This is a genomic window from Gymnodinialimonas sp. 57CJ19, from assembly GCF_038396845.1.
Lineage (GTDB): Bacteria > Pseudomonadota > Alphaproteobacteria > Rhodobacterales > Rhodobacteraceae > Gymnodinialimonas.
Window position 1 is genome coordinate 243663 of sequence record NZ_CP151587.1, and the last position, 18346, is coordinate 262008.

Annotated in this window: 21 protein-coding genes; 12 read left to right on the forward strand and 9 right to left on the reverse strand. The window is 60.2% G+C overall.

Features of this window, described 5'->3' with window-relative positions:
• Position 1: 1 nt before the first annotated feature.
• From AADW23_RS01230 to sucC, 7 genes are all read right to left on the reverse strand, one after another.
• On the reverse strand, positions 2 to 2956 hold the full coding sequence (locus tag AADW23_RS01230; protein ID WP_341862711.1) for a 2-oxoglutarate dehydrogenase E1 component: 2955 nt from the start codon (positions 2954 to 2956) through the stop codon (positions 2 to 4).
• Between the two features lie 79 nt (positions 2957 to 3035).
• Positions 3036 to 3620, reverse strand: a complete 585-nt coding sequence (locus AADW23_RS01235; RefSeq protein WP_341862712.1) for a DUF805 domain-containing protein — start codon at positions 3618 to 3620, stop codon at positions 3036 to 3038.
• A 112-nt stretch (positions 3621 to 3732) separates the two neighbouring features.
• A complete protein-coding gene (locus AADW23_RS01240) occupies positions 3733 to 4368 on the reverse strand; it encodes a hypothetical protein (protein ID WP_341862713.1) in 636 nt (211 codons plus the stop codon).
• An 18-nt stretch (positions 4369 to 4386) separates the two neighbouring features.
• Entirely contained in the window at positions 4387 to 5268 is an 882-nt protein-coding gene (gene sucD, locus AADW23_RS01245) for a succinate--CoA ligase subunit alpha (RefSeq protein ID WP_341862714.1), read from the reverse strand.
• Positions 5269 to 5391: 123 nt separating this feature from the next.
• Positions 5392 to 5916, reverse strand: coding sequence for a succinyl-CoA synthetase subunit beta (locus tag AADW23_RS01250; protein ID WP_341862715.1), 525 nt, complete (start codon positions 5914 to 5916; stop codon positions 5392 to 5394).
• Positions 5913 to 6623 carry a class I SAM-dependent methyltransferase gene (locus AADW23_RS01255; protein ID WP_341862716.1) on the reverse strand — a complete coding sequence of 237 codons (711 nt, stop codon included), beginning with the start codon at positions 6621 to 6623 and terminating at the stop codon, positions 5913 to 5915. Before AADW23_RS01255 ends, AADW23_RS01250 begins: the two co-directional genes overlap by 4 nt.
• A 273-nt stretch (positions 6624 to 6896) precedes the next feature.
• On the reverse strand, positions 6897 to 8090 hold the full coding sequence (gene sucC, locus AADW23_RS01260; protein WP_341862717.1) for an ADP-forming succinate--CoA ligase subunit beta: 1194 nt from the start codon (positions 8088 to 8090) through the stop codon (positions 6897 to 6899).
• A gap of 247 nt (positions 8091 to 8337) precedes the next feature.
• On the opposite strand from sucC, the gene AADW23_RS01265 reads away from it, so the two are divergent.
• Together AADW23_RS01265 and AADW23_RS01270 are read left to right on the forward strand one after the other, a co-directional pair.
• Positions 8338 to 9354, forward strand: a complete 1017-nt coding sequence (locus AADW23_RS01265; protein WP_341862718.1) for a glycosyltransferase family 2 protein — start codon at positions 8338 to 8340, stop codon at positions 9352 to 9354.
• A gap of 62 nt (positions 9355 to 9416) precedes the next feature.
• Positions 9417 to 10031: a sulfotransferase family 2 domain-containing protein gene (locus AADW23_RS01270; protein WP_341862719.1), complete on the forward strand. Its 615-nt coding sequence runs from the start codon at positions 9417 to 9419 to the stop codon at positions 10029 to 10031.
• Positions 10032 to 10061: 30 nt separating this feature from the next.
• On the opposite strand, the gene mdh is transcribed toward AADW23_RS01270, so the two are convergent.
• Both mdh and AADW23_RS01280 read right to left on the reverse strand, forming a co-directional pair.
• The gene (gene mdh / locus AADW23_RS01275; protein ID WP_341862720.1) at positions 10062 to 11024 is read right to left on the reverse strand and encodes a malate dehydrogenase; all 963 of its coding nucleotides are present in this window, start codon (positions 11022 to 11024) and stop codon (positions 10062 to 10064) included.
• A gap of 116 nt (positions 11025 to 11140) precedes the next feature.
• Complete coding sequence (locus AADW23_RS01280; RefSeq protein ID WP_341862721.1) at positions 11141 to 11455, reverse strand: hypothetical protein; 315 nt, start codon at positions 11453 to 11455, stop codon at positions 11141 to 11143.
• Positions 11456 to 11708: 253 nt separating this feature from the next.
• Between AADW23_RS01280 and AADW23_RS01285 the strand changes: the two genes are divergently transcribed.
• The 10 genes from AADW23_RS01285 to AADW23_RS01330 all read left to right on the forward strand — a co-directional run bounded on the left by AADW23_RS01285 (position 11709) and on the right by AADW23_RS01330 (position 18314).
• Positions 11709 to 12578 (forward strand): CoA ester lyase, encoded by an 870-nt coding sequence (locus tag AADW23_RS01285; protein WP_341862722.1) that lies wholly within the window; start codon positions 11709 to 11711, stop codon positions 12576 to 12578.
• Positions 12578 to 13129: an NnrU family protein gene (locus tag AADW23_RS01290; protein ID WP_341862723.1), complete on the forward strand. Its 552-nt coding sequence runs from the start codon at positions 12578 to 12580 to the stop codon at positions 13127 to 13129. The genes AADW23_RS01285 and AADW23_RS01290 overlap by 1 nt, the downstream gene beginning before the upstream one ends.
• Before the next feature lie 3 nt (positions 13130 to 13132).
• On the forward strand, positions 13133 to 13336 hold the full coding sequence (locus tag AADW23_RS01295) for a DUF1737 domain-containing protein (protein WP_341862724.1): 204 nt from the start codon (positions 13133 to 13135) through the stop codon (positions 13334 to 13336).
• Positions 13336 to 14367, forward strand: a complete 1032-nt coding sequence (locus tag AADW23_RS01300; protein WP_341862725.1) for a MaoC family dehydratase — start codon at positions 13336 to 13338, stop codon at positions 14365 to 14367. Before AADW23_RS01295 ends, AADW23_RS01300 begins: the two co-directional genes overlap by 1 nt.
• A 191-nt stretch (positions 14368 to 14558) precedes the next feature.
• Complete coding sequence (sdhC, locus tag AADW23_RS01305) at positions 14559 to 14942, forward strand: succinate dehydrogenase, cytochrome b556 subunit (protein ID WP_341862726.1); 384 nt, start codon at positions 14559 to 14561, stop codon at positions 14940 to 14942.
• Between the two features lie 11 nt (positions 14943 to 14953).
• Positions 14954 to 15325 (forward strand): succinate dehydrogenase, hydrophobic membrane anchor protein, encoded by a 372-nt coding sequence (sdhD, locus tag AADW23_RS01310; protein WP_341862727.1) that lies wholly within the window; start codon positions 14954 to 14956, stop codon positions 15323 to 15325.
• Between the two features lie 10 nt (positions 15326 to 15335).
• Positions 15336 to 17168 carry a succinate dehydrogenase flavoprotein subunit gene (sdhA, locus tag AADW23_RS01315; RefSeq protein WP_341862728.1) on the forward strand — a complete coding sequence of 611 codons (1833 nt, stop codon included), beginning with the start codon at positions 15336 to 15338 and terminating at the stop codon, positions 17166 to 17168.
• Positions 17168 to 17656 (forward strand): hypothetical protein, encoded by a 489-nt coding sequence (locus AADW23_RS01320; RefSeq protein ID WP_341862729.1) that lies wholly within the window; start codon positions 17168 to 17170, stop codon positions 17654 to 17656. Before sdhA ends, AADW23_RS01320 begins: the two co-directional genes overlap by 1 nt.
• Positions 17635 to 17985, forward strand: a complete 351-nt coding sequence (locus AADW23_RS01325) for a succinate dehydrogenase (protein WP_341862730.1) — start codon at positions 17635 to 17637, stop codon at positions 17983 to 17985. Before AADW23_RS01320 ends, AADW23_RS01325 begins: the two co-directional genes overlap by 22 nt.
• On the forward strand, positions 17985 to 18314 hold the full coding sequence (locus AADW23_RS01330) for a hypothetical protein (RefSeq protein WP_341862731.1): 330 nt from the start codon (positions 17985 to 17987) through the stop codon (positions 18312 to 18314). The genes AADW23_RS01325 and AADW23_RS01330 overlap by 1 nt, the downstream gene beginning before the upstream one ends.
• The last annotated feature ends 32 nt before the right edge of the window (positions 18315 to 18346 follow it).

Sequence of the window (18346 nt, forward strand, 5' to 3'; positions counted from 1 at the left end):
ATTACCCTTCGATGGTCAGCGCACTGTCGACGAGTGCTGCTTGTTGGGATTTGTGGGCGGAGGCCAGACCCGTCGCGGGCGAGGCCGAGGCACTGCGCCCCGCATAGCGTGGCCGGGTGGTGTCGGCGCCGATCCGCGTCAACACCCATTCAAGATTAGGCTCGATGAAGGACCACGCACCTTGGTTCTTGGGCTCTTCCTGACACCAGACGATCTTGGCTTTCTTGAAGCGCTCCAGCTCTTTCGTGAGGGCCAGAGCGGGGAACGGATAGAATTGTTCCTGACGCAGCAGATACACGTCGTCGATCCCGCGATTGTCGCGTTCTTCCAGCAGGTCGTAGTAAACCTTGCCGGAACACATCACGACCTGCTTGATCTTGTCGTCAGGCTGCAACTCGGTATCGGAATTGCCTTTCTGGGCATCATCCCACAGCACCCGGTGGAAGCTGGAGCCGCTGGTGAAATCCTCGGCCTCGGAAATTGCCATCTTGTGGCGCAGCAAAGACTTTGGCGTCATCAGCACAAGCGGCTTGCGGAAATCGCGGTGGATTTGACGGCGCAGGATGTGGAAGTAGTTCGCAGGCGTCGTGCAATTGGCAACGATCCAGTTGTCCTGCCCACACATCTGCAAGAACCTCTCCAACCGGGCGGAGGAGTGTTCGGGCCCCTGCCCTTCATAGCCATGGGGCAACAGCATCACGAGGCCGGACATCCGCAACCACTTGCTTTCGCCCGACGAGATGAACTGGTCGAACATGATCTGCGCGCCATTGGCGAAATCACCGAACTGGGCTTCCCAAAGGGTCAGCGCGTTGGGTTCCGCCAGCGTGTAGCCGTATTCAAACCCAAGCACGGCATATTCCGACAGCATCGAGTCGATGACTTCATAATGCGCCTGCCCTTCGCGGATGTTGTTGAGGGGGTAATACCGTTCCTCGGTGTTCTGGTCGATCAGGCCCGAATGGCGTTGGCTGAACGTGCCGCGGGTGCTGTCCTGGCCCGACAGACGCACGGGGTAGCCCTCGGTCATCAACGAGCCAAAGGCCAGCGCCTCGCCGGTGGCCCAGTCAAAGCCTTTGCCGGTTTCAAACATCTTGGCCTTGGTCTCCAGCAGCCGGCCCACGGTCTTGTGCAGGCTCACGCCCTCGGGCGCAGTGGTAAGCGCACGGCCCACTTCCGCAAAGGTCTCGGGCGAAATCGCGGTCGTGCCACGGTCATATTCGCCCTTTTCCTTGTCCAGATGCGACCACCGCCCATCCAGCCAATCGGCCTTGTTGGGTTTGTACTCTTTCCCGGCCTCGAACTCATCATTCAGGTAGGACTGGAACGAGGCTTTCATGTCCTCGATCTCACCCTCGGGGATCAGGCCATCCTTGATCAACCGCTCCGTATAAAGCTGAAGTGTGGTCTTCTGGGCCTTGATCTTCTTGTACATGATCGGGTTGGTGAACATGGGCTCATCGCCCTCGTTGTGACCGAACCGGCGGTAGCAGAAGATATCGAGCACCACGTCTTTGTGGAACTTCTGGCGGAACTCCGTTGCCACACGGGCGGCATGAACAACCGCTTCGGGGTCGTCGCCGTTCACGTGGAAAATCGGTGCTTCCACCATCAGCGCGATGTCCGTGGGATAAGGGGACGAACGCGAGAAATGCGGCGCGGTGGTGAAGCCGATCTGGTTGTTCACCACGATGTGCAGCGTGCCGCCGGTGCGGTGACCGCGCAGACCCGATAGGCCGAAGCCTTCGGCCACAACGCCTTGGCCCGCGAAGGCAGCATCACCGTGCAGAAGCACCCCCATGACCTTGGTGCGATCCTTGTCCTTCTTCTGGTCCTGCTTGGCGCGGACCTTACCCAGAACCACCGGGTTCACCGCCTCCAGGTGCGACGGGTTTGCGGTCAGCGACAGGTGAACAGAGTTGCCGTCAAACTCCCGGTCACTGGACGCGCCGAGGTGGTATTTCACATCGCCCGACCCATCGACATCTTCCGGCTTGAACGATCCGCCCTGGAATTCGTTGAAAATCGCCCGGTAGGGTTTGGCCATCACGTTGGCCAGTACCGACAGGCGGCCCCGGTGAGGCATGCCGACGATGATCTCTTCTATGCCCAACTGACCACCGCGTTTGATGATCTGTTCCATCGCCGGGATCAGACTTTCGCCGCCATCCAGCCCGAAACGCTTGGTGCCCATATACTTGACGTGCAGGAACTTTTCGAAGCCTTCCGCCTCGACCATCTTGTTCAGGATCGCCTTGCGGCCTTCCTTGGAGAACTGGATTTCCTTGCCGTAGCCCTCAATCCGCTCCTTCAGCCATGCCGATTCCTCGGGGTTGGAAATATGCATGTATTGCAGGGCAAAGGTGCCACAATAGGTGCGGCGCACGATCTCGATGATCTGCCGCATCGAGGCCATTTGCAGCCCCAGCACGTTGTCGATGAAAATCGGACGGTCCATATCCGCTTCGGTGAAACCGTAGGACGCCGGGTCAAGCTCGGGGTGAGGGGTCTGGTCGCGCATACCCAGAGGATCAAGGTCCGCCACCAGATGCCCGCGAATACGGTAGGCGCGGATAATCATCAGCGCCCGGATGCTGTCCAACACGGCGCGCTGGACCTGATCGTCGGTCAGCTCGATGCCTTTGGATTCGGCCTTTGCCTTGATCTTTTTGCCCGCTTCCTTGCCCTCTTCGGCGGCGGGATATTCACCGGTCAGCGCCGCAGTCAGGTCGTCGCCGGGAACGGGGGGCCAGTCCCTGCGGGCCCACGACGGGCCAGCTGCGGGCGCTTGCGCATCCTCAATATCGCCCAGTTGCGCAAAGAAATCCGCCCATGCGGCATCTACCGCGGCGGGGTCTTTGGCGTATTGCGCGTAGAGTTGCTCCAAGTATTCGGCATTGTGCCCCTGCATGAAGCTGGAGGCATGGAGCTGATCGTTGGGAGATTGGTCGTTCATGGGTAGTCGCTCCGGTGTGACTGAGTCGCGCTTGGGTGGGCCGCGCAGGCCTTCTTAAGTAGCAAGGATGAAGAAGACGTCATTGCAAGGGGTCCTCTCCATATTGGTTGGGGCCGTCGGTGCCTTTGCTGGCCATCCAGATGATAATCAGCAGGCTTGGCAGGGTCTGAATGCCGGACAGGATCGAGGAGGTGCGGTTCATATCCTCGGCCTGAAGCAGGATCGCGTTGATCTCGCTGGCGGATGCCGTGGGATCGAACAGGACCGACATCATCTCGGCTGATTGTGGCCCGACAACCTGGAAAACAATCAACGAGAAGATCGTCACAAAGATCACTGTCGCAATAAACCACCACCCCGGACGGTCGCAATCGTGCATCCGGCGCACCCCTACGGCCAGAATGGGCAGGTAGTTCAGCAAGTACCAAAACGTCGTGATCGGCATGACCCTGATGTAGAAATCGCTGATCGAGCCGAAGCTTTCGATAAAGAACGGGCCCATTTCGGCCATGGGCGGCCAAAAGAATACGATGTCGAGGATGAACGTCACGATCGAGCCGAGTGTGACGAACAGCACATACCACCAATAGGCCGACCGTGGGGACCGGCCCTGAAAGTTGAGGCATTCGACGATGTTGGTGCGGATGGCTTCTTTAAAGGTCATTGCTGGCGGCTCGAATGAAAGCGTGTGTGGGGAGCATATGCGTCCTGAAACCGTGCGTTCAGGGGATAATCGCCGCGCCCTTCGACGCCTGCTGATGTGGTGTGCAAAGCGCTCATGGGGACAAGTCCTTCCGCGTTGGTACAAAGCATAGGGCGACACATGCCGCCCAGGATATCGTCCCTATTACCACTGCCAGAAGGCCGACCAAGACCATCAGCATGATATCGAAAACAACAGTAGCAAAGAAAAAGGGCGACAGGACAATCACCAGCCCGACCGACTGTTCCACCGATGCTGTGCCGCTGTCGGTGGCAATGAACCAAAGGAAACGTGTAAGCGGGAAGGCGATCCGTCCTTCCGCTGCCAAGATCAACGACAGCCCCGAAACGATGGCCACCAGAACCAACGCCATGGAGAAGCCGCGCGGCAAGCCCGTTGAATGAGCACGGCGCATCATCGCAAAGGCAAGCGGCACCAGCGCGACCGCACTCAGCCACAACCATAGGGTGCCCAGTTGCGACATCATCCGCCAGATCGGCGCGCGGATCGCGTCGATCGAAGAGGTGATACCATTGCGGCTAGGTTCTAAAAGCCACCCTTCCGAGCCGTGTGGGGGGGACAACACTGCCCCCACCCCTGCGACGAGGGCGAGCACGAACAGGCTGGCAGCCGCAACGCCGCCCATCGCACGGCGCCCGATGGGCCCCCGCGTTCGGAACGGGCGCCGCAACTCTGCCAGTATGTCCATGCCGCCCTGCGTCATTGCTTAGCCAATCGCCTGCAACACAGCCTCACCCAGGGTGGCGGGGCTGTCTGCCACGATGATGCCCGCAGACTTCATCGCTTCGATCTTGTCCTCGGCACCGCCTTTGCCGCCGGCAACAATCGCGCCTGCGTGGCCCATGCGGCGACCGGGAGGGGCCGTGCGACCGGCAATGAAGCCCGCAGTAGGCTTCCAACGGCCTTTCTTCTTTTCGTCAGCCAGGAATTGTGCGGCTTCTTCCTCGGCGGAACCGCCGATTTCACCGATCATGATGATGCTCTCGGTCTCGTCATCAGCCAGGAACCACTCCAGCACGTCGATATGCTCGGTTCCCTTGATCGGGTCGCCGCCGATGCCGACGCAGGTGGATTGGCCAAGGCCCACATCCGTTGTCTGCTTCACCGCCTCATAGGTCAGCGTGCCGGAGCGCGAGACCACGCCGCAGGAACCGCGCTTGTGGATGTGGCCGGGCATGATACCGATCTTGCAGGCGTCAGGGGTGATCACACCGGGGCAGTTGGGCCCGATCAGCTTGGAAGAAGAGCCTTCCAGCGCCCGCTTCACGCGCATCATATCGAGCACCGGGATGCCTTCGGTGATGCAGATGATCAGCTCCATCTCGGCGTCGATCGCCTCGAGGATGGAATCTGCCGCGAAGGGGGGCGGCACGTAGATCACCGACGCATTGGCCTCGGTCACGTGCTTGGCCTCATGGACCGAGTTGAACACGGGCAGATCAAGGTGCGTCATGCCACCTTTGCCGGGTGTCACGCCGCCGACCATCTTGGTGCCGTAGGCGATGGCTTGCTCCGAGTGGAACGTGCCTTGGGAACCGGTAAAACCTTGGCAGATTACCTTGGTGTTTTCATCAACGAGTACGGCCATCGGGGCCTCCTGTGGTCGTTTGAGTATAGGAATTAGTCATGGCGCGGCCTGCAAAGCGGGGCCGCCATGGGTGATTGGATAGTTGTGGATCATGTCCGTGCGCGGAATTCGTCATTGTCCCGGTCATTGAGAGCTCGCCTCCGGCGTCAACCGCTCTACTAGCATGAAGGTCTCGAGTCCGTTGGGGCCGGGCCGTGTGCCCACGTGAACCACGGCCACGCGGCTTGGGTTCAACTGACGGGCCGCCAGGAGCGCGGTGCCTTCGGTCGGAGTGTAGTTTTCGGGCACGGGGGCCTCGGTCGTGATCCCCTCCATGTCCAGTCCGGTCGTGGCCGCACTGGTGGCAAGGGGCGCGTAGTCGCCATCAAAGGCCACTTCACAGCGGCGGTCCGTGCCCGGCGTCGCAGGACGCCCGACCACCGGAGAGGTCGGCCCGTTGGACAGAGGGTCCAGATCATAGAAATCCACCCTGGCCCCGGTCGAGGCCAACACCTCCTCGGCGCGGGCAGCGGTCATGAAGGGGCTAAAGCAATTACGTGCAAAAGCCATGCTTGCCATGGCCGCAACGCCATCGTCTTGGGCCTGTGCCGGCGGAACAGCCAAGAGCACTATGGTCACGGCCAAGGTGACATGACGCCGCCAACTCATGCCTCTGCCCTTTCGAACAAGACGTTTATGTTGTCGTCCAACGGCAGCCGAACTGGGTTCAACAAGCGCATCGAAAAACCCGTGCGTTCGGCCAGCGCGCGCAGTGTCGCCACGGTGTAATACTGAACGTGATCTGGGTAGCGCAGGCCGACCCAGTTCCGACCGAAAAGCCGCTTTCCGAGACTGCCGAAGTTTGGCACCCGCACATAGGCGCGCCCACCGGGCTTCAAAATTCGGGCCACATGCTCCAGCACCGGGCGCGGGTGTTCCTCGTGCTCAAGATAAGAGCGTAGGATAACGCCTTCAAACATCCCATCCGGAAACTCTCGGATCGCCAGAGCGCCAGGCCCATGGATGCAGTACCCCCCATGAGGGGTAAGGTTTTCGTTGGCCTGCCCTGCCAATTCGGCCGAAATCTCGATCCCGAACTGAGTGAAACCGGGGTACTGAGCAGAAGCGCCCGAGCAGCCTACGTTCAGCAGGTTGCCCGCTCCAAACCACTCTGCGTACCGAACGGCTTCCGGTTTGCGTCCGATCTTGTGTCGCCAGCGGGTCGCCAGATCAGCACGTTGCAGAAACGGCCGAGCTTCAAGCCGGGCGGTCGCTTCTGCCGCCCAGGTTCTTTCCCAAGCGAAATCTTCCACCAGAGCTTCATAGCCCGGAGGGTTGAGCAGGTAGACAAGATCGCAATCGTGGCATTTTCCCATAAGCCAATTGTCCCGATGAAGACTTGGAAGCTCCTCAGGGTTTTCAGCAAAGCAAGTGGGACAAGGGCGCGCCTGGGTCACGATACGTCGCACGCCTCCTGGGCAAATAGGTTCTGGGACAATCGCGACACGCTGGAGCCGCCGACGGCAATTGCCCTGACGAGCCGCAGGCGACCAATAGCTGCCGGGCGCAACCCGCATTGCGGATTGCCCCCTACGCCTTCGGGCCCCGAGCCTTGCCGGGGTCCGTTTTGAAGGTCGCAAATCATCAGGTTACCCCTTAACCGCCTTCACGATCTTCTGTGCGCCGTCCTTGAGGTCGTCGGCTGCGATCACATCAAGACCGGACGAGTTGATGATCTCTTTGCCCTTCTCGACGTTCGTCCCTTCGAGACGCACGACCAGCGGCATTTTCAGGCCAACTTCTTTCACGGCCGCAATGACGCCCTCTGCGATGATATCGCAGCGCATGATGCCGCCGAAGATGTTCACAAAGATGCCTTTGACCTGTGGGTCGCTGGTGATGATCTTGAACGCTTCGGTCACTTTTTCCTTGGTCGCGCCGCCGCCCACGTCGAGGAAGTTTGCAGGCTCGGCCCCGTACAGCTTGATGATGTCCATCGTCGCCATCGCAAGGCCCGCGCCGTTGACCATGCAACCGATCTCGCCGTCCAGCGCGATGTAGTTTAGGTCGAACTTGGAGGCCGCCAGCTCCTTGGCGTCCTCTTCCGTCTCGTCGCGCAGGGATGCCACGTCGGCGTGGCGGTAAACGGCGTTGCCGTCGAAAGAAACCTTCGCGTCCAGCACCTTGAGGTTCCCCTCATCGGTGACGATCAGCGGGTTGATCTCGAGCATCTCCATGTCCTTCTCTTGGAAGGCTTGGAACAACTGCCCCATCAGCTTGACGCATTGCTTGACCTGCTGGCCTTCCAGACCAAGCGAGAACGCAACGCGGCGGCCGTGGTAGGGCTGGTAGCCGGTGGCCGGATCGACGGAGAAGCTCAGGATCTTCTCGGGCGTCGCTGCGGCGACTTCTTCGATGTCCATGCCACCCTCGGTGGAGCAGACAAAGCTGATGCGGCTGGTCTGGCGGTCCACCAGAAGGGCCAGGTACATCTCGGTCTCGATGCCGGAGCCGTCTTCGATGTAGATGCGGTTCACTTGCTTGCCGGCAGGCCCGGTCTGGTGCGTGACCAGCGTGCGGCCGAGCATTTTCTTGGCTTCTTCCGCGGCTTCCTGCGCAGATTTCGTAAGGCGTACACCGCCCGCTTCGCCGGCGTCTGCTTCCTTAAAGCTGCCCTTGCCGCGGCCACCTGCGTGGATCTGCGCTTTCACGACCCAAAGCGGCCCGTCCATTTCGCCCGCTGCGGTCTTGGCATCCTCGGCCTTCAAAACGACGCGTCCGTCGGACACAGGAGCGCCGTATTGCGCGAGGAGGGCTTTCGCCTGGTACTCATGAATGTTCATGAAAAAAGTCCATTCTTTTGGTCATGTTCGCCTCACGTAAACACAACCCGTCCCAACAATGGAACGGGAATATGCCCTGATACATAGGATTTGCGGTAGAAACTCACATTTGTGATCACGGAAAATTTTGTGTGATCACAAAACTTGCCCAACCGCCTCGTTCAACCCGACTCACCCGGCGGCAGAGGCTTGCACGCCCCTGCGATCCGGCGCAATCTTGGGCCTCAGCGCAAGATGCGGGGCATTCATGCCAGACAATATCCGTTGGGGAATCGTGGCGACGGTGGCAGAGCCCGCCCCCCTCGTTATGGCTTTCGTGGCCCACCATCTGTCCCTTGGCGCCTCTGAAATTCACATCTACCTGGATGACCCCCATGACCCGGTGGCCGACATTCTGGAATGGCTTCCCCCCGTTCATGTCACCCGCTGCGACATGGGCTATTGGCGCAATACGGTGACGTGGAAACCCAAACGTCACAATAACCGACAATCCGCCAACGCCACACACGCCCAAAGGCAATGCAAGGTGCCGTTTCTCCTGCATTGCGACGCCGATGAGTTCCTGCGCCCGCGCTCGGATATTGCTGCGCAACTGGCCGAGGTGCCCGAGCATCTGACCTGGACCAAGATCTTCAACCTTGAACGCGCCATGGTGCGTGGTGCTGCCCAAACCTCGATATTCGAGGGGGTGTTCAAGGTCTTCTACCAAGGTCAGTCCAGCACCCCTCTTCGCACCTCGGATATGACACCGATGGGCTTTACCGGGCACGCAGCAGGTAAACCCTTCGTGCGCACGAAGATCGGCATGAACATCGGCATCCACGTCCCGCGCCACGGCCACATCAAGGCCCGCGTGGTGCCGCCGCATTATCCCGCAGATCAGGTGGAGCTGGTCCATTTCGACGGCATGACACCACTGCACTGGGCGGCCAAATTCGTGCGTCAGGCGGCATTGATCCCGGATCGGTTGCAACAATTGCCGCCGTTCCGCATCGCTCAATGGCACCGCATTTTCGCCTGCCTCGATGACCCGGACGCCCTGCGCGGGCTCTATGAAGAGATCAACGGATACACCCCAGAACAGATCAACGCGCTGGAGGATGACGGTTATATTACCCGCGACACCTTCAACCTTGGCCCCGCCTTGGAGGCGGTCTTTCCCGGACAAGCCGTGGACCTTTCGCCCGACGCCTTCGACGCCCTCCTGCGTCCCCGCGTGACGGCATGGCGCAAGATCGCGCGGCGCAATGGCGTGGATATCTAGGTGTCTTTACGACCGTCCTTCGTGCCGCGTAGGGTGGCGAAAAGTCACTAAGGACAACGCCGATGCCTCTGGCGAGAATTGCCGACAAGCTCCTTTTCTTCGCGCATATCCCCAAAACCGGCGGGTCGAGCGTTGAAACCTACCTAGACGCCAAGGGCGCGGTCGCGCTGCGCTTCAAGCGCCGTCTTGGTTGGTCGGAAACCACGGCGCAGCATATGGAGGCGCGGGTCCATACGCGCCTTGTCCCGGACGGTTTTTACGATGAAAGCTTTGCGGTCCTGCGTGACCCGGTTGCGCGCATGGTGAGCGAGTATCGCTATCGGCTGGACCGATATGAAGGCCAGCGCAGTTTCGAAGATTGGGTGCGCGCGGCCTTTGATGCCTATGGCCGCGACGGCTACGTCTACGACAACCACATCCGCCCGCAGGCCGAGTTTCTGCGGCCCGGCATGGTCTTGTTCCGGCTAGAAATGGGAATGGATGCGGTCTTCGATTGGGTCGATGCCGTGACCGGAACTGAAACAGCATCCCGGGAAATCTGGGAAAAACGCTCAACCGCCAACAAGATCGAGGTGAGCGACAGAATTCGCGATGAAATCATCGCGTTCTACAAGGCTGATTACGCGATATTGGATGCCATGACGGAAAACGGCCGGGCGTTGAACCCGGCCGCATAAGTTTTGAAGGCGGGCTGGCAGCCCACCAACTTATCCAAGCGTTTCGTCGATCGCTTTACAGGCATCAACAAGGCCGTTCACAGCGGCGACAGAATTGTCGAACATTGCCTGCTCGTCCTTGGTCATTTTGATGTCCACGATGCGCTCAACACCGCCGGCGCCGATCACGGTTGGAACACCAACATACATGCCCTTCAGGCCAAAGGCGCCGTCAACATAGGCCGCACATGGCAGAACGCGCTTCTGGTCGTTGAGGTAGGCTGCGGCCATCTCGATTGCCGATGTCGCCGGGGCGTAGAAAGCAGACCCTGTCTTCAGCAGGCCAACGATCTCGGCACCGCCATCACGGGTACGCTGTACGATCGCGTCCATCTTCTCTTTCGTGGTCCAACCCATCTCGATCAGGTCAGGCAGAGGGATACCGGCAACGGTGGAATAGCGCGTCAGCGGCACCATCGTGTCACCGTGGCCACCCAGAACGAACGCGGTCACGTCCTTCATGGATACGTCGAATTCTTCCGCAAGGAAGTGGCGGAAACGCGCGGAGTCGAGAACACCCGCCATGCCGCAAACCTTGTGGTGCGGCAGGCCAGAGAATTCGCGCAGCGCCCAAACCATGGCGTCCAGCGGGTTGGTGATGCAGATCACAAAGGCATCTGGCGCGTGGTCGCGGATGCCTTCGCCAACGGATTTCATCACTTTCAGGTTGATGCCCAGAAGGTCATCACGGCTCATGCCGGGCTTGCGCGCCACGCCAGCAGTCACGATGCAAACATCCGCGCCTGCGATGTCGGCGTAGTCGCTTGTGCCGCTCATGCGGGCGTCGAACTTCTCGGATGGGCCCGATTCCGCGATGTCGAGCGCTTTGCCCTGGGGCAAGCCGTCCGCGATGTCGAAGAGGACGACGTCCCCCAATTCCTTTATCGCTGCAAGGTGGGCAAGCGTGCCGCCGATGTTTCCTGCGCCAATCAGCGCGATTTTGGGTCTGGCCATATCTCAAGATCCTCGGATTCAGAGTTTTGTCGGGCGGAGGGGTAGACCTAGCACGGCTCCGGCGCAAGGAGCCTGGGCGCGGCGGATAGCCCCAATCCGAGGAACCTCGCTTTTTTCTACAGGTTTTCTCCGGGAATGCTGGGGGTCATTTGGGCAAAATGCTGCCCGGCAGCCATCAGGCACATTGTACCATCCGCAGAGGTCACCGCGATGGTCCAAGACCCTGTTTCTGCTGATACATAGACCTCTACGATGCGATTTTGATTGGCCAGACCCATCCCGTGAACCTCCTCGCCGTAGCGGCCCGTAAGTTCCCCCACAATGATGCTACGGTCTGCGCACAACATATTTACGGCTTGATTTTGGGCAACGACGGGTAAGGCCGTTGATCCCGCCAGAATAGCCCAGGCGAATACTGCGATTCTCTTCATGGTGATGTCCCCTTTTGATGCGGGGCGCGTCACAGACATGCTTGAGGCGACCCTGTCCAAATGGACTTCCCCTCCAACCATGCTGCACCTCTGGGGGTGCCTGACAAAAGGATAATGCGTGATCAGGAATTAACATTAGGTAAAATTGCCGTGAAATTTTGTTGCGCAACATTCTGCATTGCAGCAAGACCCTTGCGCTTGCGCGCTGCATGTGGTCCCAAAAGGGCGAAACCAGCAACACGTGAAGCCAGCCATGTCCCAACCGATGTCACAGCCCTGCCGTTCCGTCCTGTATATCCCCGCGTCCCGTGCCCGCGCGATGGAGAAGGCCAAGACCCTGCCGATCGACGCAATCATCTTCGACTTGGAGGATGCTGTTGCCGCCGATGAAAAGATTGCCGCCCGCGATACGCTGACCGAGACGCTGCAAGAAGGCGGCTTTGGACCGAGGTTGCAGATCGTCAGGATCAACGGCTTTGATACTGAATGGGGCGCCGATGATGTCGCCAGAGTAGCGGATGCCGCCCCGCAGGCCGTGCTTCTGCCAAAGGTCAACAGCGCCAAGGACATCAAGGCACTCGCCGCCCTTCTGGACGCGAACCCCAAGACGAAGGAGACCCGGATCTGGGCGATGATGGAGACGCCTCTGGGTATCCTCAACGCCGCCGAGATTGCTGCCGCGCCGCGGATGGCAGGCTTTGTGATGGGGACCAACGACCTTGCCAAAGACCTGAACGCGCGTACCCGTGAGGCGATGACCTCGGCCCTGCAAATCTGCCTTCTCGCCGCCCGCGCCCACGGGATTTTCTGCGTCGATGGCGTCTACAACGCCTTCAAGGACGAAGACGGCCTGCGCGACGAATGCCAACAGGGCCGTGACTTCGGCTTTGATGGCAAGACCCTGATCCACCCGGCGCAAGTGGCCATTGCAAACGAATTTTTCGGCCCATCGGAGGCGGAAATCGACCTCGCACAGCGCCAGATTGCAGCCTATACCGAGGCCCTCACCAAGGGCGAAGGCGTGGCCGTCGTGGACGGAAAAATCGTCGAGAACCTGCACGTTGAAACCGCACGGGCGACCTTGGCCAAGGCCGAAGCGATCGCCGCATTGGAGGCCCTTTGATGGCTTGGATACTACTTCTCTTGGGGATCGCCCTCTGGTCCGGAGCCCACTATTGGAAGCGGCTCGCCCCTGACAGCCGGGCCGGTTTCGGCGATAAGGGCAAAGGCATCGTGGCGGGGCTTGTTATCTTGTCCATCGTGCTGATGGTGCTTGGCTACCGGGGGGCCTATGGCCCGGTGTGGTGGGGGCGTTCTCCTGCATTGGTGGGGATCAATAACCTTCTGATGATCTTCGCCTTCTACCTTTTTGCGGCTTCTGGCGCGAAGACCTGGATCACCACGAAAATCAAGAACCCACAGTTGACCGGCTTCAAGATCTGGGCCGTGGCACATCTGTTGGTGAACGGCGATTTGGCGTCTTTCGTGCTGTTTGGCGGGTTGCTGGCTTGGGCCGTGGGGCAGGTCATCATCCTTAAACGGCGCGGCGCGGCTTGGGTGCCGCCACATCCGGTGCCGGTCAAAAAGGAAATCACCGCAATCATCGCCACGATCGTGGTCGTTATCATTGTCATGGGCATCCACTACGCCCTTGGCGTGCAACCTTGGGGCTAGACCATGTTGATCTACAGACTACTCACCGAAGATGACACATCCGCTTTCTGCCACAAGGTGTCAGACGCCATTGCCAAGGGGTGGAGCCTTCATGGCGACCCCACCATGTCCTTCGACGCGGCGCGCGGCGTGATGCGCTGCGGGCAAGCCGTGGTGAAGGATATCGACACGCCTTATTCGCCGGATATGAAGCTGGGACAGCAATAATGTCAAAGACGAACCAGGGCTATTTCTTCGAGGATTACCGCGTTGGGCAGGTGTTGAAACATGCCACGCCGCGCACGCTGCATGATGGAGATGTGGCGATGTATCAAGCGCTCTACGGCCCTCGGTTCGCGCTGCAATCGTCTTGGGATTTTGCCGCGCCTGGCAGCAGCCTGCGCAACCCTGTGATGGATGACCTGATCACGTTCCACACGGTATTTGGCAAAACCGTCCCTGATATCTCGCTGAACGCTGTGGCCAATCTGGGCTATGCCGAGGGGCGGTTTCTGGCACGGGTGGAATCGGGCGACACGATCCACGCGGTATCAGAAGTCATTGGCCTGAAAGAGAATTCTAACGGCAAGACAGGCATTGTCTGGGTCCGTACTCGCGGGTTCTCCAATTTCGATGTGCCGGTGCTGGAGTACGTCCGCTGGGTCATGGTGCGAAAACGCGACGCGGCCGCCCCTGCCCCGGAAACCGTCGTGCCAGACTTGACGCAGGTCGTGGCGGCGGAAGAGCTGCACGTGCCAGAAACGTTGGACTGGTCTAACTACGATTTCGCCGCTGCCGGAGAGCCGCACCGCCACGGCGATTATGCCGTCGGTGAGATCATTGACCACGTCGATGGCGTGACCCTGACCGACCCCGAACATATGATGGCCACACGCCTGTGGCAGAACACGGCCAAGGTACATTTCGACGTCACCGCGCGCCCCGACGGCAATCGTCTGATCTATGGTGGCCACATCATCAGCCTCGCCCGGTCCTTGTCGTTCAATGGCTTGGCCAACGCGCAGCTTCTGGCCGCAATCAACGGCGGCGCTCACGCCAATCCTGCCATGGCGGGTGACACGATCCGGGCTTGGTCCGAAGTTCTCGACACCGCGCCCACATCCACCCCCCACGTAGGCGCCCTGCGCCTGCGTCTTGTCGCCACCAAAGGCGAGGCCGGCGCATTGCGCGGCGTGGACGGGAAATACCTGCCCGAGGTGTTGTTGGATCTGGACCACTGGGCGTTGCTTCCGACCTAGGCAGCTCTCTGAGGAAATGTGATCACAGCAATCTCAGCTGTGATCACAAGATCACTTTCTGCGGCGTTAAGCCCCACAATTGCCTATAATTTTACCGCGCGGGGACGTGACTACAGCCGAAAACCCGCTATTGATATGGTAACGACCGGAACCAGCCAGACCTGACGGCGCAATCAAGGGGGACTCTAGCCATGGCCGACGTCAACCGCGGCAATCGTCCGCTTTCACCTCATCTCACTATCTACAAACCGCAACTGAACTCGATAACATCGATTCTCGTGCGGATCACCGGCAATGCGATGCTTGTTTCCGCGATCCTTGTGGTTTGGTGGCTGATGGCCGCTGCTTCGGGGCCAGAGTACTTCGCCACGATCGATGGTCTGATCACCAGCGTCCTTGGCGATATCGTCATGACGCTATCCGTTCTGGGCCTTTGGTATCACGCCCTTGGCGGCCTTCGGCACCTTGTTTGGGATGCGGGCTACGGGCTGGACGCGGATACGTCGGACAAGATGGGCTGGGGCATGCTGATTGGCTCTGTCGCCCTGACCTTCCTGACGCTCATCGCGATTTAAGGAACATCAACATGGCATTTCTTACTGACCGCAAGCGCGTTTCTGGCCTTGGCTCTGCAAAGGGCGGCACCGCGCAGCATTGGACCATGACTGTCACTTCCGTGGCGCTTCTGGTTCTGACCCCTTTCTTTCTGGCGATCATCGGCTCTGCCCTTGGCAGTGACTACGCCGAGGTTATCGCGACCCTGGGCAAGCCGGTTCCCGCGCTGGTCGTCGCCGCCTATCTGGTGGTGGGGATGCACCACCTGCGTTTCGGGATGCAGATCATGATCGAGGATTACACCCACGGCATGACCAAAAAGGCCGCGATCATCGCGACCACCATTATCTGTTACGGGCTGGCCGCTGGTGGTCTTGTTGCCCTGATGCAAATCGCGCTTTGAGGTTTCCACGATGAATGACACGACATCCCCGGCAACGGACCCCGCCTACGCGTTGACCCACCACACCTATGACGTTGTTGTTGTCGGCGCGGGCGGCTCTGGTCTGCGGGCGACGCTTGGCATGGCCGAGCAGGGCTTAAAGACGGCCTGTATTTCGAAGGTGTTCCCGACCCGGTCGCACACCGTTGCGGCGCAGGGCGGTATCGCGGCCTCGCTGTCCAATATGGGCCCCGATCACTGGCACTGGCACATGTACGACACCGTGAAGGGCTCGGACTGGTTGGGCGACACGGATGCGATGGAATATCTGGCGCGTGAAGCCCCCAAGGCGGTTTATGAACTGGAGCACTACGGTGTGCCGTTCTCTCGCACCGAAGACGGCAAGATTTACCAGCGCCCCTTTGGCGGTCACACCACGGAATTCGGCGAAGGCCCCCCGGTGCAGCGGACTTGCGCCGCAGCGGACCGGACCGGCCACGCGATTTTGCACACGCTCTACGGCCAGTCTCTGAAAAACAACGCAGAGTTCTTTATCGAGTATTTCGCCACCGATCTTCTGATGGACGAAGACGGCCAATGTGTGGGCGTCGTTGCCTGGAAACTCGACGACGGCACGATGCACGTTTTCCATTCCAAGATGTGCGTTCTGGCCACCGGCGGTTACGGCCGGGCCTATTTCTCGGCCACCTCGGCACATACCTGTACCGGTGACGGTGGCGGCATGGTCGCGCGCGCGGGCCTGCCCTTGCAAGATATGGAGTTTGTGCAGTTCCACCCCACCGGCATTTTCGGTTCAGGCTGCCTGATCACCGAAGGCGCACGGGGCGAAGGCGGTTATCTGACCAACTCCGAGGGTGAGCGTTTCATGGAGCGTTATGCGCCCACCTACAAAGACCTCGCGTCGCGCGATGTTGTTTCGCGCTGCATGACGATGGAAATCCGCGAAGGGCGCGGTGTGGGCGCGGGCAAGGATCACATCCACCTGCACTTGAACCATCTGCCCAAGGAAACCCTGGACCTGCGCCTGCCCGGCATCTCGGAAAGTGCCCGCATCTTTGCCGGCGTGGACCTGACGAAAGAACCGATCCCGGTTCTGCCAACGGTGCACTACAACATGGGTGGCATTCCCACGAACTATCTGGGCGAGGTCTTGAACCCCACCGCAGATAATCCTGATCAAGTCGTCCCCGGCCTGATGGCTGTGGGGGAGGCGGGCTGTGCCTCGGTCCACGGGGCGAACCGGTTGGGCTCGAACTCTTTGATCGACTTGGTGGTCTTTGGCCGCGCGGCGGCGATCAAAGCCGGTGAGATCGTGGACCCGAACGCGCCGAACCCCGATGTGCCGCAAAGCCAGATCGACAAGGCGCTGGCACGGTTTGACGATGTCCGCCACGCCAGTGGTGCGATCCCGACGGCCGAATTGCGGTTGGAGATGCAGAAGACCATGCAGGCCGACGCCGCCGTGTTCCGCACCGACAAGACGCTGGCCGAAGGGCTGGAGAAAATGACGGTCGTGGCTGGTAAAATGGACGACATCGCCGTAACGGACCGGTCTTTGGTCTGGAACTCGGATCTGATGGAATCGCTGGAGCTGACAAACCTGATGCCTAACGCTTTGGCAACGATCGCCGGAGCAGAAGCACGCAAGGAAAGCCGCGGCGCCCACGCCCACGAGGATTATCCAGATCGCGACGACAAGAACTGGCGCAAGCATTCGCTGGCCGTGGTCGATGGCAACAAGGTGGAGCGCAGCTACCGCGCCGTGGGGCTAGAGCCCCTGAGCGGCACAGATGCTGGCGGCATTGACATGGACAAGATCAAACCAAAAGCGCGGGTGTATTGATGCAAGGCAAGGCCCTGACTTCTCTTGGTATTCTTGCGGCTCTCGCTGCCTGCGCCCCCACGCAGGGGGCCGATTACATCATCTCGCAGCCCGAGACGGTTCAGCTTGCCGCCCACGAGGCGTGCTTTCAGCAGCAAGGTATTGCGGCACCGTTCGTGCCCAGTGTCTTGCGTCTCGATGACGGACGTGTGGTTGTGTCTGCGGTAGATGGGAACGGCGTCAGCCTCGCGCAGGCGCGCGCCGTAAACCAATGTGCTCAGACCCGGCTTTTGGGCGGCGGCGTGGTCGCCCCCGTGGGTGCGGGCACCTATGTTTCCCCTGTCCTTGTCCCCGCCCCTGCACCGTCGACCGGCTCGGGCGTTTACGTTGTCCCGACGGTGACTGGCACAGGCACCTATGTTGCCCCCATTAGACGCGGCGTGGGCTGTGTTGAGGGGCGAGGCGCTTTGCAAGCAGGAACCGAGATTTGCGTTGGGTACACGGGATGAAGGGGCTGTCGCTCGTTTTGGTTGGCACCCTGTCGCTCAGCGCCTGCGTGGGTTTCCAAGACGTGGCCGATCAGCTGGCGCGGCAACAGGCACGGGCGTTTGTAAATGCAGAAGTTGAAAGCCGCTTTCCCGGCGTCGATGCCACGCCGATCACCAATTGCGTGATCGACAATGCCTCGGCCCAAGAGATCGTGACAATTGCGGGCGGTATAGCGTTGGGTAATTCCGATGCTGCTTCTGGGACGGTGGGCGATATCTTGCAGCGACCCGCGACATTGCAATGCACGGCGGGCAACTACCTTGACGGCTTCTTCCGGGGGCTTGGTTGATGGGCGTGCGGCCTCTCCTCGCGCTGTCACCAGCGCTCCTCGCAGCTTTGGCGGCCTGTGGCCCGGCGCCGACGCCGACCCGCGCGACGGCCGAGCGTCTTTGCGTCGAAGAAGCGCGTCAGGCTGATGGAATTTCCGGCAACATCGGTGTGGGCGGCGGCAATGCTGGCGCCTCCGCCGGGGGCCGCGTGACGATCACCTCGGATATCTTTAACCCGCGCTCTGAAGCGGATGCCCTGCGCGACTGTGTTGCGCGTCGCATGGGCGGGCAACCGAACCCGCGCGGCGGTGGCCTGACCATCGGGATCAGCACCGGAGCCACCACATGACATATATTCAAGCGGACCAGCACCGCCCCCAA